This window comes from Sphingobium sp. SYK-6 (assembly GCF_000283515.1).
GTDB classification, from domain to species: Bacteria; Pseudomonadota; Alphaproteobacteria; order Sphingomonadales; family Sphingomonadaceae; genus Sphingobium; species Sphingobium lignivorans.
Map to the genome: position 1 here is coordinate 1,139,080 of NC_015976.1, position 13,399 is coordinate 1,152,478.

Genomic DNA, 13,399 nt, shown 5'->3' on the forward strand with positions numbered 1-13,399 from the left:
GCTCCACTCGACAATTTCGCAGATCGTGCCCTTGGCATCGCGCCGCCCGACGCAGCGCACCCTGACGCACAAGTCCCGTCCATCTGCTCTTCGCCGGTAGACTTCGCCCTGCCAGACACCGTGCCTCGCTATTTCGCGCAGGATGTGATCCAGGCCAAAGGGATGGCTGCTGTTGAGCAAGTCATCGCACCGCCGACCGACCGCCTCAGCAGCCGTCCAGCCGTAAATATGCGTTGCGCCGCTGTTCCAGGATCGGATTTCACCATCGAAACACCGGACAACAATGCTGTCCGGTATGAGGTCGCCCAGTTCGCTCGCATCCCAGCCCATCGCGCTGAGCATAGCGGGAAATTCCGCGAAAGCCGACCGGCGATCACGATACTTTTGTATGATGTCTAACTGCGGTGGAGACCTTCATTCGATCATTTGCCGTGGGTAATTCTCGACGAGGTATACGATGGTCTCGCTCCGTCCTGCGCATGGACAATAGAATCCAACCTCGTTGTGGACTGAAATTCAACTCCAGCCTGATCGGACCCGCCCATCCGTGCAGGGTGACGTGCAACGCGTTGCCCCCCTTGCGTTGCGCTGAGCGGGCCGACCGCAGTCGGCCCGCTCTTCTTTTTCGGCGAAGCCGATGTGAGTGCACCGAACTGCTTGGGCTTCTAACGCGAACATAGCCGACATCCGGCGTTCGAGACGAGGCCCTTAAAGCCTGCCCTTCGTTCATCAGGCTTTCGCGCCACAGCATTTGGACTTACCGATCGGAAGTCGAGTATGACGGCGTGCGGTTCCGGTGGTGAGGGGCATGGTGACCACCGCATCCTCAAGGGCCTTCGTACGACTTGGCGCTGGCATCTCTACTCCGACTGGGCGAAGGCTCATCACCACCTTCGCTGGCGCCGATGTTTGACGCTTCAGCAATAATCGTCACGGCGGTCGATTGCCTCGTCCGCTGCCTCACACCGTCCTCGACATCCTGACCCTCAGAACGAAGATCAACCGGGCGTCCCTGCCTTGCTGGAACACAGGCGATTGGCATCTCGTAGAAGTAACGTTATCTCATATCACGAATCAGCCATAAGTTGGGGGTCGAAATTGCTTTTCCATAATAATGGCGCGTGCCTGCTCGCCGCGTCCTTGTCCGTTTGTTCCGTCGGCGTGCGTGCAGAGGAAGCGGGCGCCCCCGCGATCGCGTCGGACATTGTCGTCACGGCCAATCGTACGGAAGAACGGCGGGAGAATGTCGCCTCGTCCATGGAAGTGGTCAGCGAGGAACAGCTTGCCAATACGGTCGCCCTCAATTTCATCGATCAGCTCAAGAAGAATGCAAACGTCGACGTCATCCAATATCCCAACGGGCTCGGCGGCGTCGGCTTGCGAGGCTTGCGGCCAAGCTTCGAGTTCTCGATCAATCCGCAGGTGCTGGTCCTCGTCGACGGCCGCCCGTCAGGTTCGAGCAGCTTCACCACGATCGCGCCGGAAAGCATCGCGCGCGTCGAAGTCCTGAAAGGCCCGGCCTCCGCGCTCTATGGGGCGTCCGCCGTGGGTGGTGTCATCAACATCATCACGCGCCGCTCGTCCGGGCCTCTTGGCGGCCAGTTCACGGTTGGCGGCGGATCTTTCCAGACGATTCGGTCCGGCGCCACGCTCGGCGGCGGCCTGGTGCGCGGCGTCGATTTCGACCTTGATGTCGGCTACGTCAATCAGGATGGAGACTTCCGGCTCGGCAATGGCGCGCGCGCGGGGAACAGTTCCTTCCGGCGCGGCTCCGGCCGGTTCAGGGTAGGCAGCACGCTCTCGTCCATTGCCCGCCTCGATGCGAGTTTCGACTTTGCCAGTCTCGACAATGATGCGCCCGGGCCGCAATCCTATAATCCCAGGACGCCTTCCGGCAACCAGACGGACCGGATCACGGGCGACATTCGGCTGGAACTGACGCCGCAGGATCACGCGATCCGCCTCATCGGCTACGCCTCTCGGGAGAACTATGATTATTATACCGTGCCGCAACTGGCCTCGCGCTATGTCTCCAGCAGCACGCTCACGGAGTATCGCGGCGCTCAGGTACAGGATAGCTGGCGGGTCCTGCCGGCGCTCCGCCTGACTTATGGCGGCGACTGGCAGAGAGTCGAGGCGAGCCGGCAATCCTGGAACGCCAATGGCACGGGGAAGGCGCCCTCGTCGCCGAACGAAAGCCGGGAGACGAAAGCCCTGTTCGCGGAAGCGGGCCTGAACCTTCTGGATGAAGGGCTGATCCTGACGGCTGGTGGCCGCTATGACTGGATCACCGTCCGGACCTATGAGACGCCCTATCGCATCAATTTCACGCCGGGATCGGCCAATTTCGGCGTCTTCAATCCACGCGGCGGCGCCGTGTTCAAGCTGGGTGGCGGTTTCCGTCTCCACGGCACGATCGGACGCGCGTTCGTGCCGCCACAGGCATTGCAGCTGGCGGGCGAAAGCGAGGAATTCGCGGGCATCCAGCGCCGCGTCACATATGGAAACGCCGATCTTCAACCGGAGCGCAACACCACCTGGGATGCCGGCTTCGGTTTTGCGCATGGGGCGTTGTTCGCCGACATCACCTATTTCAACGCGCGCACCCGAAACCGGATCAAGACCGAGCTCGTCTCCGAGACGCCGACGCTCCGCCAGACAAGCTATGTCAATGCCGACAAATCCCGGATGGAAGGCGTGGAAGCCCAACTCGCACTCGACGCCGGGGCCGTTCTCGGGCTGGCGCAGGACCGGGTGCGTTTCAACGGCAGCGTGACGCACATCATCACCGCACAGGACCAGACGGCCGCCGGGGTGGCGACCGCCATCCGCAACGTTGCGGACTGGAAAGCGACCGGATCGCTCACCCTCTCTAACGGCAGCACGCTGTTTGGCACCGCTACCGTGCGCTTCAATGGCGACCGGGTCGATGCGGACAACAGCCAGGGACGCATCTTCACCAACGGTGCGGGCGGAGAGTTCACGCTCGCCCGCTTCACCACCGTCGATTTCAGCCTGCGCTGGCAGCCGACCCCCATGGACGGCTTCCGGCTGGAAATCGCCAACGCCTTCGACGTCCATTACTACGAGAAGGCCGATTACTGGATGCCCGGTCGCACGGCCTATGTCCGTTACGTGCGGAAGCTCTGAGCGATGTGGGCGAAGGACGCGCTTGGCGCGATTTCCGACCTGCTGTTCCTGCCCGTGGTGGTGGGACTGCTCGGCGTGGTTCTCTGGACGGTCCTCGCGCTTGGGCTGTTCCTGCGCAGCCTGATCGGGCGCTATCGCGGCCATCGCCCCGCGCGGGATCGCTACCGCGCCGCGATCGATCAGGCATTGACCGGCCAACCGCATGACGACGAGCTGGCGATCGAGGAAATCGTCGCACGCGCGGAAGGCGATGCGGCCCGCTCGCTCAACGCAGTGCGTTTCGCCATCCGGATCGGCCCCTCGCTGGGGCTGATGGGCACGCTGATCCCGATGGCCACGGCCCTCTCGGGACTGGCGCGGGGCGATCTCCAGATCCTTGCCTCCAACATGGTGATCGCATTTTCCAGCACGGTGGTCGGGTTGGCGGTGGGCGTTGTCGCTTATCTGGTCGCGATGGTACGGGAAGGCTGGGCGCGCGCCGATCTCGATGCGGTGCGCTTTCATGCCGAGCGCGCATTGCGCCGGGAGGAAACATGAGCCGCCGCCGCCCCGTCCGTTTCGCCCGCCGTCGCGATGAGGGAAGCTGGCAGGAAGATCCCCTTGCCGGCATTGCCAATCTGTTTGACGTCAGCCTCGCCTTCATCGTGGCGATGGTGGTGGCGCTCTATTCGATGATGGGCGCGCCGTCACTGCTCGATCCCGCCAGCAACTGGACGATGACCCGCACCGGGGCGGATGGTCGCATGGAAATCATCCGCAAGGACGGCAAGCAGATCAAGGTGGAGAAGGTGAGCGACCGCAAGCTCAGCGGCAATGGCGACCGGCTCGGCGTCGCCTATCGCCTGCCGGATGGCAAGGTCGTCTATGTGCCGGAAGCGGAGGCGGAAGGGGCCGGCGGAGGGAAGAAATGAGCTGGCTTCCACTGGTCGCGCGACTTCTGCTGGCGCTGTGCATGATCGGCATCGGCGCGGCGGGCCATGTCCAGCCAGCCCCGCCACGCCCGGACTTGCCACGTCCGGACCTGCCACGCATCGCCTTCGTGTCCATCCACATCGCCGAAATGCCGACGATCGCGAAGGCCGGCGCGCGGCGCGTGGCAGATGATGTCACGGTGGACTTCTTCGGCCTGGGCGGAGGGCTGGTGCCCTCGATCGAGGGGGTCGACCTTGGCCGCTATGATCTGGTTCTGCTCGATGCCGCCGGACCCCGCCTGCTCAATTTCACGCGCCAGATCGAGGATGCCAAGATGCGCACCAAGGTTCTGGTCGTGGGCCCCGGAACGCCGATCGCGGGTACGATCGACCCTGCTGCCCATCCCGATATCGCGCGCTACTGGACCAATGCGACCGAAGCGAATTTCGCCGGGCTGTTCGCTTATGCCGCTGCGCGGGTGCTGGGGCGGAGCATGGCCGTTCCGCCACCCGTCGATTTTCCACCACTCGCGCTTTGGCATCCCGATGCGCCGGCGCCCTTTGCCGCCATGGCCGACTATCTGGGCTGGGCCTCTGCGCGCTTTGCCGATGCAGGCGCACGGCCGAAAGTGGGCATCCTGTTCTATCGCAGCCTCGTGCTGGCGAACAACGCCGGGCTGGTTACGGCACTCGTCCGGGAAATCGAACGGCAAGGGGGCATGCCGGTTCCCATCTGGCGGGAGGGTGGCGGCGACCTTGCCTCCACCCTGCTCGGCGACACGCGGCTCGATGCCCTGATCCTGTGCGGCAACCGGATCGACTATGCATCGGCACAGGCCGGGGTGGCTGAGGCAGAGCGGCTGGGCGTGCCTCCTTTGATGTGCGCAACCGATTATCGCGGCGATGCGGATGCCTGGAGAAGCAGCCTGGGTGGCTTCGCGCCGGCTTCGACCGGCGAGCTGGCGATGAGCGAACTCGATGGCATCGTCGAGCCGATGATCCTGGCCGCCCGCGCCACCGCGCCGGACGGCACGGCGAGCTATGATCCCATTGCCGACCAGATCCGCTGGCGCGTCGCGCGGGCCCTCGCCTGGGCGAACCTGCGCCGCCTGCCCAACGCGGACAAGCATGTCGTCGTCAGCTATCATAATGAGGAGCCGGGCGAGGCCGACGTCGGCAGCGATCCGGATTCCTATCTGGATGCGCAGGGCAGCATGGTCGCGCTGCTCGAGCGGCTTCGCGCGGAGGGGTATGATACGGGCGCCGCGCCCCTGCCTGACAGGGCGACGCTCGCTCGCCGTCTCGCCACGGAAGCGACCAATGCCGCCCAGGGCGATGACGAGGCCCTGCGGCGCAGGATCGCACAGGGAGCCATCGCAGTCCCGGTCCGGACATATCTCGCGTGGTATGCGGCTCTCCCCGCCGCGCTGAAGCAGGAGGTCGAGCGGGTCTGGGGTCCACCGCCGGGCAAGCTCATGACGGTGGACGGGCAGGTCGTCGTCCCGGCCCTGCAGTTCGGCAAGGTCATCCTCGCTGCCCATCCGCTCTGGGGGCCCCAGACGGGCGGAAAGGCACTGGAACAGCGCGGCGCGCTCCCGCCCCATCACCAGTATCTGGCCTTCTACCTGTGGATGCAGAAAAGCGGGCGGGCGGACGCCTATCTGCCGCTCTTCACTCAGTTGTCGCTGATGCCTGGCAAGCAGGAGGGGCCGGCCGCCACGGATGCGGTGGGTTTGCTGATCGGGGCGCTCCCCCACATCCAGCCCCAGCCGTTGCAGGCCAATGGCGGCGTGGGCAACAAGCGCCGCACGCAGGCCGTGACGATCGGCTTCATGCCGCAATTCGTCCGTGCAGGCCTGTCGCCGCCGCTCGCCGAAATGAAGGCCATGCTGGACGCCGATCCGGTGGACGAGGCAGCGCTGCGGCGCGCGGTCGCCGCGGCGGGTCTTGCCGCCTCGCTCGGCCTCGATCCGGCCAGCGCACCATTTGACGCGCTGCGTGCGGGGCTGGCCACTTACCTTGCCGAGGCGGAAGCAGCGCCCATTCCGCTGGGCGGCCACATATTGGGACAGGCGCCCGCGAGCGATGTTGCCGCGAGGATGGTGCAGGCCATGCTGGCGGTCGGGCAGCCTGCGCCTCATCTGGAGGATGTGGCGCGCGCCCTTGGCGGCGAGGACGATGTGCTGGACGCGGAAAACACCCACCGCGCCCGGGATTATGCGGCACGAATCGCCAGTGCACCGCGCGAGATGGATGCGATCATTGCGGCACTGGCTGGCGGTTATGTGCCCCCCGGCCCGATGCAGGACGCGATCCGCAATCCCGACGCCCTGCCGGCCGGCCGCAATCCCTATACGCTGGATGTGCGCGCGGTGCCGACGCCGCAGGCCTGGGACCGGGGCGTAACGCTGGCCGATGAGATGCTTGCCGACTATCGTGCGAAGCATGGCCGCTTGCCGCGCAAGGTCGCCTTCGTGCTGTGGTCCAGCGAGACCGCTCAGAACGGGGGAACCAACGAAGCCCAGATCCTGCATTTGCTCGGCGTGCGCCCGATCCGCGATGCGCGCGGCCATGTGGTGGACATCGCCCTTGTCGATCGCGCCGCACTGGGCCGGGCGCGGGTCGACGTGCTGGTGACGACATCGGGCACGTATCGCGATCATTTCGGCGAGAAGCTTGCCCTGATCGCCAGGGCGATCCGCCTCGCCGCGCAGGCTGAGGAGGCGGACAATCCCGTGCGCGCCGAAACGCAGGCCCGCGCCCGCGCCCTGCAAGCGCAGGGTGTCGTACCCGAAACGGCGGAAAAGCGGGCCCTGCGCCGTATCTTCTCCACCGCGCCCGGCGCCTATTCGCCCTCCACCCAGTTCGCCAACCGCGAGGGATGGAGCAAGGCGAAGCTCGATGAGCTCTATCGTGCCCGGATGGGCCATGCCTATGGCGACGGTGACGATGGCGAGCCGGACAGCACGGCTTTCACCGCGAGTCTCGGCACGGTCGACGCAGCGGTTTTCAGCCGGTCTTCCAGCGCTTATGGCCTGCTCGATACGCCCATGCCTGCCGCTTATCTGGGCGGTCTCTCGATGGCCGTGCAGCAGGAAACCGGCCGCACCATCGAGGGCTACATCGCCAACGAGCAGGCCTCGGGCCAGCCGCATGTCGAAACCGTCGACCGCTTCTATGCGCGCGAGCGCGACAGCCGCTATCTCAACCCCGCCTGGATCAAGGCCATGCAGGCGAGCGGCTACAATGGCGCGCGCTACATGGCGGATCTCACCGACTCCATGTCACTCTGGGAGCAGACCCGCCCGGACCTGGTGTCGGACCGGGACTGGGAGGCCGTGCGCGACGTGTATCTGCACGATCGCTACCGGCTGGGCATGGACCGCTACTTCGCCGAGCATAACCCGGCGGCGCGCCAGAAGCTGGTCCGCACCATGCTGGATGCGATCGACCGGGGCGACTGGAAGGCCGATGATGCCACGCGCGCCGAACTCCAGCGGACGAGCAACGTGCGACCGCCGACCAGTGGCCGGGAGATTGCGCCAGTAACCAGAAGCGAAAGTCCTGCATCCCGGGGGCCAATAACCGCGCAAAACCAGGTGCCGTCAGCAGCCCGCGCTCCACAAGCTCCTCTTGTGTCGGGATACGAGCTTGAGCCCGCCAAATCCAACGCGCCGATCCAACCTCCGGCGCGCCGGACAATGCTGGCGACGACAATCACCGCGGTCCTCGTCGCTTTGCTGCTCATCGGCGGCGCGGCGCTCAGGCCCCGTTGGTAGTTCCACCGCTGCCACGCGGCGGTGGGCATGAGGCGAACAGTCGCTTGCCGCCAACATTGCAGACGTTCCAGCGGGCCGCGCAGCTGCCCGAAACCAGCCATCTGTTCACCTTCGCGATGCGGCTGTCTGAACACTCAACCTGCTTTTGAGACTTGAGTGACAAATAGGCACGATGTCTCGGCAATATCCCCGTCGGCACTTCAACAATCGGCACGGGAAGCGGTGTCCTCCACGACCGGAGACGACGCTTGAGACGGCCATCCGTTATGGCATTATTGCCGCTGCTTCTGGTGTCGGCATCGCTTTCGCTGCTCATCCGTGGGATACAGCACAGAAGCGTCAAGCGATCCTCGATGCCCTACCGGTTGGCTATACCTACTCAGGCTGCGACCAAGTCCGCGCGGCCGGTGTAGCACCACTCCAAAGTCACGAGCGGTGGTTTTCCGAGCGCTTGGATGGTGATGGAGATGGTGTCGGTTGCGAACCTTACCGGGGTCAATGACCGCCAACATTTCAGACATTGAGACTTCTAGCGGCAGCGCCCGAAAGCTTCCTTCGTTCCGCCAGAAACCAGAAAAAAGGGCCTCCGCCTGAGGATCCGGAAACTGGCTTATCTACGGCTAGCCCTGCCTCTTATCGTAAGGGCCGCTGCCACCACAGCAGCGGCGACGCCGAGCAGCATCGGCCAGACCAGAAAAGCCATCGAAACCGGATCGGCCATCGCGCAAAGCCCGAAGGATATGGCGAGCAGCGTCGTGCCGGACGTTCGGCAAAGGGTGCGCGCGGCCGTCGATTGACGTCGTTTCGGAAATAACTGACGCCAGTGCAGGTCATTCGCGGCGGCGAAGCCCGCCATGCCGATGACTGCAGTAAGCAACGCGAAAGTGAGCAGAACAGCGTCAGACATGGGCTGGCTTCCCGATCGCGGATGGCATCCGCCCAATCCGCTCCGCGCGGGCGCTCAGGCGAACTGCCGTGTAAGCAGCCAAACCTGCCGTCGCGAGAAGAACGATGTCGACGCCTGCCACTGGCCAGTAGGCATCTGCGATCGTCGAGATGAGATGATCGCCAGTCGTCGCCCAGTTTGCAATGGCAGCACTAAGCGCTAGCAAAGCGACCAGCCAGCTTTGCTCCGCCCATGCTGGCGAGACGCCTATGTTGGCCGATACGCGTGAGCGAAGCGCGGCGTGGCCAAGCGTCGCCAGCCAGGTCAGCCAGAATATGCCTTCCTGCCAGCTGTCGTGCGCCGGCAGGCTCGTGGGTAGCAGTCGGTTGGCGACCATCATCGTGCCGGTCGCGATCAGCATGCCGGTGACGCTCGCGACCGCGAAGGCTTCGGCGATGCGCGCGCCCGGATCGCGCGTGGCCGCGTGCTTCTTTTTGCGCTTCTCGACGAAGAACAAAAAGCCGGTGGCGATACAGGCACAACCTGCCAGGCCGCCCGCAAACAGCAGCCAGCGGAGCGGCCAGTGGCGGAACTGCTGGAAGTGCAGCCCGTAGAGGAACCCCTCAGTAGTGCGGATGCCGCTCGCCGGGGGATCTTCATAGAGCAAAGTACCGGTGCTTCCCTTGAAGTGCAGCGTTTCGCTGGTCGCGACCCGATCGACATTGTCCCGCGATATCGAGACATAGGCATCGGCATCGCCATAGTGGACGACCAGTACCGATCCGACTTCTCCGGGCACGCCCTTGGCTGCCCAGCGCGCCTTGGCTGTCGCCATCATGGCATCGACGGAGGCAAGTTCACCCGGCCGGCCGGAGGGGTCGACGGGCAGTCCCGTCCCCGAGGCCTCCACAAGTTCCTGCGCCTTTGCCAGTGGGCGCATCAAGGTCGTTGGTGACGGCAGATACAGGGAAGCGAAGATCAGCAGGCCTGAGAGCGTGATGACGAAGAGGAACGGCAAGGCCAAAACGCCTGTCATGTTGTGAAGGTCGAGTGTCGAGCGCAACCGCGCTTTTTCCGGACGGAAAGTGAACATCTCGCGGAATATCTTGCGGTGCATGACGACGCCGGAAACGAGCAAGGCCATCATGACCATGCCGGCCAGACCGACGATCCAGTAACCAATCTCCATCCACTCCAGATGAAGCATGTAATGCATGGGGAAAAAGAAGCCAGTTCCAAGCTGGAGGCGATCCTGAAGATCGGCGGGTAGACGCTCGCCCGTCTGCGGATCGATCGAGGCATAACCGTAGACGTGGACATGATCCAGGTTCGCGTTACGCGGCTTGTTGGGGACATCAAAGGCGACATACATCCGCAAAATGGGATCGCGGTGATTGGTGTAAACGCCGACGTCGCCCACTTTCATCGCATCGGCCGGGGGCAAGTCGCCGATGACTTCTGCGGCTGTATGCTCGATGCTCTCAGGGTCGGGTTTTACCGACGAGATGACCGGCAGCACGGATCGGTCGAACGAAGGAAAGGGCGCTGCCTGCGCGCGCGTCTCAGGAACGCTCCATCGATCGATCTCACGGTCGAACACGGAGAGGGAGCCGAAGAAGAAGACTGCCATCAGCACGAAGCCAACCAGGAGGCCGAGCCATGTGTGCAGATAGGCCATCGATAGCCGGAAGGTTTCTCGCATCGTTTAGATCCTTCCTGCTCAGACTGTCAGCCGCGAAAGCGCCCAAGCTGCCGTGCCCATTGCCGCCCCGCCACCTGCGAGCACCGCCCATGCCATCGTTGCGGTGCGCAGCACGAAGCCCCAGAGCATCGCACACAGATAGACGAGAGCGCCCAGCATCCAAGAAAGAACCTGCGCCTCCGAAAAAGGCAGGCCGATGGTGAAGCCGGCCAGTGTTGCGAGTGCGGTAAAGCCATAGGCAAAAAGATAACCGCCAACGATCGCGGCGCCGAAACGACTCGCTGTTCTGGCGGGCTGGGCGAAAGACTCCGCCTTTGCGCCATGGTTTCTTGTCATGCTGTTAGCACTCACCCTTTCGAATCCCGCCGTTTGGAAGGCCCTCCGTCAGAGCAGCTCCGTCCTGTCTGTCTTATCGCTTAATTGATAATGAGTTGCAATAGGTCAGGGTGGATGCTCGGGATCCATAGAAAACTGCGCCTGGTGTCAGGCGCGCCATTGCTCATCAGATCCAATTTTCACGGGAGGGAGGGAAACTATCACGATTTCCGGATACGCCGGGTATCAATGATATTAACTCGCAATATACATAATCTTATTGCGCCCTCACATTTTCGGGGGCTATTCATGCAGAAGCTTATTGCGCCAATTCTCTCTCTGCCGCTCGTGCTGGTGCCTGTCATTGCGCCTTGCGCCCGTGCTGCGGAAGCCACGGCATCGGATGAAGAGGCGACGGAGGACGCGAGGAAAGCGATACTCGTTTATGGTCATCGCTCTGACGAAGACCAAACTCGCGCGGCCAGCAACGGCGCAATGGGTACGAAAACGCTGCTCGACACGCCTTACTCGATAACCCTTGTCGATCAGGCGGATATCGCCCGCCGGCAGGTTACAAGTATAGGGCAGGTATTCCAGAACGACCCGTCCGTTTATTCCTCTGCGCCATCGGGATCGATCAACTGGTGGGGCACGCAAATCAGAGGATTAGGCGTTCGCAACTATTATATCGATGATGTCCCCCTGCTGCTGTACTGGGGCGGGGACTTCCCCCTGGAACCGATCGAAAGCGTGTCCGCGCTCAAGGGGCTGACCGGATTTATGTATGGCATCGGCGCGCCAGGCGGCGTCATCGTTTATCGCACCAAGCGCCCTACGGCCGAAGCGATGCTGACCACGGAAGCCGGCTACCGCACCAACAGCGTATTTTATGCAAAGGCCGATGCAGGCGGGCCGCTGACACAGGACGGACGCCTTGGCTATCGTCTCAATCTGGCCGGAGAAAAGGGCACGGCTTATAATAGGGCAGGGGTTAATCGCTTCGTGGCTTCATTGGCGCTTGATTATGCGTTCACTCCCGATCTCAAATGGTACGCCAGCGCCACCTATGAAGACAGCAATCTGAAGCACGAGCCGTTCCAGTTTTACTGGGAAGAATATGTCGGGACCAAGCTTCCTCGGCCGACTTATGACTATGACAAGCTGAACGTCGCCAACAGCTTCTACAAGGCGCGGACACTCGCGACCGCTACCGGTTTCGATTGGTCCTTTGCGCCCGGCTGGTCTGCGCGACTGACTTATGGATATACCAGCAAGCGGCATCATTCGAACAAGATGTTCGTCTATATGCAGAATTCGGACGGAGAATATGATGGCTATGCCTATAACTTCGCCGAGCTGGACAGAAATCACTTCGCCCAGTTTCTCTTGCAGGGCGAAGTCACGACAGGGTCGATCCGGCATGAGATCGTCGCTGGAGCATCCTATCTCGCGACCGACAGCCTGTTCGGTTTCAACGACCGCAACTATTATTGGGGCAATGATTTCAACGGATCAATCTATCAGGATCAGCCGTTCCGTGTGACGCGCACTATGTATTTTGATACCGAGGGTTGGCCCACGAAAGAGCGTCAAAGCGGCGTCTTTGCCAGTGACACTGTGCATTTTGGCGAGCATGTTCAGGCCATCGTTGGCGCACGCTATACCCGGTACAAGCTGCTTGATGCGGATGGAGATCCACGGGTGGATTCATCCTATCGCACGTCATCAGTGACGCCAACCTTCGCGCTCATCTATAAGCCGGCGCCTTATGTGTCGTTCTATGGCAGCTATGCCGAGGCGATGGAGCCGGGCAGCCGTGTCGGTGGCGAATATGCCAATGCGGGCGAGGTGCTGAAGCCGACGCGCAGCCGCCAATATGAAATCGGTGCGAAGTATGAGCATCAGGGCCTGAGCATGACGCTTGCAGGCTTCCGCATCGAACGGGCTGCGACGATCGACCAGATCGTCGACGGCACACGCCGCCTGACGCAGGACGGCTTGACGCTTTACAAGGGCGTCGAAGCTATAGCGAGTTATCGCTTTGCGCCCGACCTCAAATTGGGTCTCGGCGTGCTTCGGCTCGATCCGTCCATTCGCAACGTATCGGCCGGAAATGAGACGCTACAGGGCAATACCCCCGGTGGCGCGTCCAAATGGCAGCTAACCGGCAACGCGCAATATGATATCCCGGCTGTTCCAGGCCTTAGCGTACATGGCAATGTCCGCTATATCGGTAAGGCACCGACCAACGACGCCAACAGTCTAATCATTCCGTCCTACACTGTGGCCAATGCGGGGTTTCAGTATGAAACGCTGGTTGGCAATCGCAAGGTGACGTTCATGGGCAACCTCAACAACCTACTCAACGAAAAATACTGGACCCAAACTAATATAGGGGAGGGTGTTAACGGCGCGCTCGGCGTGCGCATTGCCTGGTAGCCTTGTTCATTTATCGCCAACATAGCCGCCGTTCGATCGCCTGATAAAGCTCCCTAAAGTATGCTCATTGTTCATCAGGCTGTCGTGGCATGGTCATCAATCGCACGAGGGAATGGGCGGCTCGATCAATTTGCGGTGCAACGGCACGGCCAAAACCGCGCTGAAAAAAGTTAGACATGGCTCGTGACCGAAATCGCTCAGCGCGCGAATAAGAGAT

Annotated in this window: 9 protein-coding genes and 1 pseudogene; 6 read left to right on the forward strand and 4 right to left on the reverse strand. The window is 62.5% G+C overall.

From position 1 onward, the window contains the following. Positions 1–45 precede the first annotated feature (45 nt). A pseudogene (locus SLG_RS22440) lies at positions 46–342 on the reverse strand (PAS domain-containing protein); the annotation flags it as partial. Positions 343–1,161: 819 nt separating this feature from the next. On the opposite strand from SLG_RS22440, the gene SLG_RS05280 reads away from it, so the two are divergent. The 5 genes from SLG_RS05280 (at position 1,162) to SLG_RS22445 (ending at position 8,342) form a co-directional block, all read left to right on the forward strand. Next, on the forward strand, positions 1,162–3,150 hold the full coding sequence (locus SLG_RS05280; RefSeq protein WP_041392688.1) for a TonB-dependent receptor plug domain-containing protein: 1,989 nt from the start codon (positions 1,162–1,164) through the stop codon (positions 3,148–3,150). A 3-nt stretch (positions 3,151–3,153) separates the two neighbouring features. After that, complete coding sequence (locus SLG_RS05285; protein WP_014075406.1) at positions 3,154–3,687, forward strand: MotA/TolQ/ExbB proton channel family protein; 534 nt, start codon at positions 3,154–3,156, stop codon at positions 3,685–3,687. Further along, the gene (locus SLG_RS05290) at positions 3,684–4,061 is read left to right on the forward strand and encodes a DUF2149 domain-containing protein (RefSeq protein WP_014075407.1); all 378 of its coding nucleotides are present in this window, start codon (positions 3,684–3,686) and stop codon (positions 4,059–4,061) included. Before SLG_RS05285 ends, SLG_RS05290 begins: the two co-directional genes overlap by 4 nt. After that, positions 4,058–7,840: a cobaltochelatase subunit CobN gene (locus SLG_RS05295; RefSeq protein WP_014075408.1), complete on the forward strand. Its 3,783-nt coding sequence runs from the start codon at positions 4,058–4,060 to the stop codon at positions 7,838–7,840. Before SLG_RS05290 ends, SLG_RS05295 begins: the two co-directional genes overlap by 4 nt. A 172-nt stretch (positions 7,841–8,012) precedes the next feature. Continuing rightward, positions 8,013–8,342: an excalibur calcium-binding domain-containing protein gene (locus tag SLG_RS22445; RefSeq protein ID WP_083853317.1), complete on the forward strand. Its 330-nt coding sequence runs from the start codon at positions 8,013–8,015 to the stop codon at positions 8,340–8,342. 108 nt (positions 8,343–8,450) lie between these two features. On the opposite strand, the gene SLG_RS05300 is transcribed toward SLG_RS22445, so the two are convergent. From SLG_RS05300 to SLG_RS05310, 3 genes are read right to left on the reverse strand one after another with little or no spacing between them, the layout of a single operon-like run. Continuing rightward, complete coding sequence (locus SLG_RS05300) at positions 8,451–8,747, reverse strand: DUF3325 family protein (RefSeq protein WP_014075409.1); 297 nt, start codon at positions 8,745–8,747, stop codon at positions 8,451–8,453. Continuing rightward, on the reverse strand, positions 8,740–10,428 hold the full coding sequence (locus SLG_RS05305; protein WP_014075410.1) for a PepSY-associated TM helix domain-containing protein: 1,689 nt from the start codon (positions 10,426–10,428) through the stop codon (positions 8,740–8,742). Before SLG_RS05305 ends, SLG_RS05300 begins: the two co-directional genes overlap by 8 nt. Before the next feature lie 18 nt (positions 10,429–10,446). After that, positions 10,447–10,764 (reverse strand): hypothetical protein, encoded by a 318-nt coding sequence (locus tag SLG_RS05310; RefSeq protein WP_014075411.1) that lies wholly within the window; start codon positions 10,762–10,764, stop codon positions 10,447–10,449. Between the two features lie 288 nt (positions 10,765–11,052). On the opposite strand from SLG_RS05310, the gene SLG_RS05315 reads away from it, so the two are divergent. Then, positions 11,053–13,182, forward strand: coding sequence for a TonB-dependent siderophore receptor (locus SLG_RS05315; RefSeq protein WP_014075412.1), 2,130 nt, complete (start codon positions 11,053–11,055; stop codon positions 13,180–13,182). Positions 13,183–13,399: the final 217 nt, after the last annotated feature.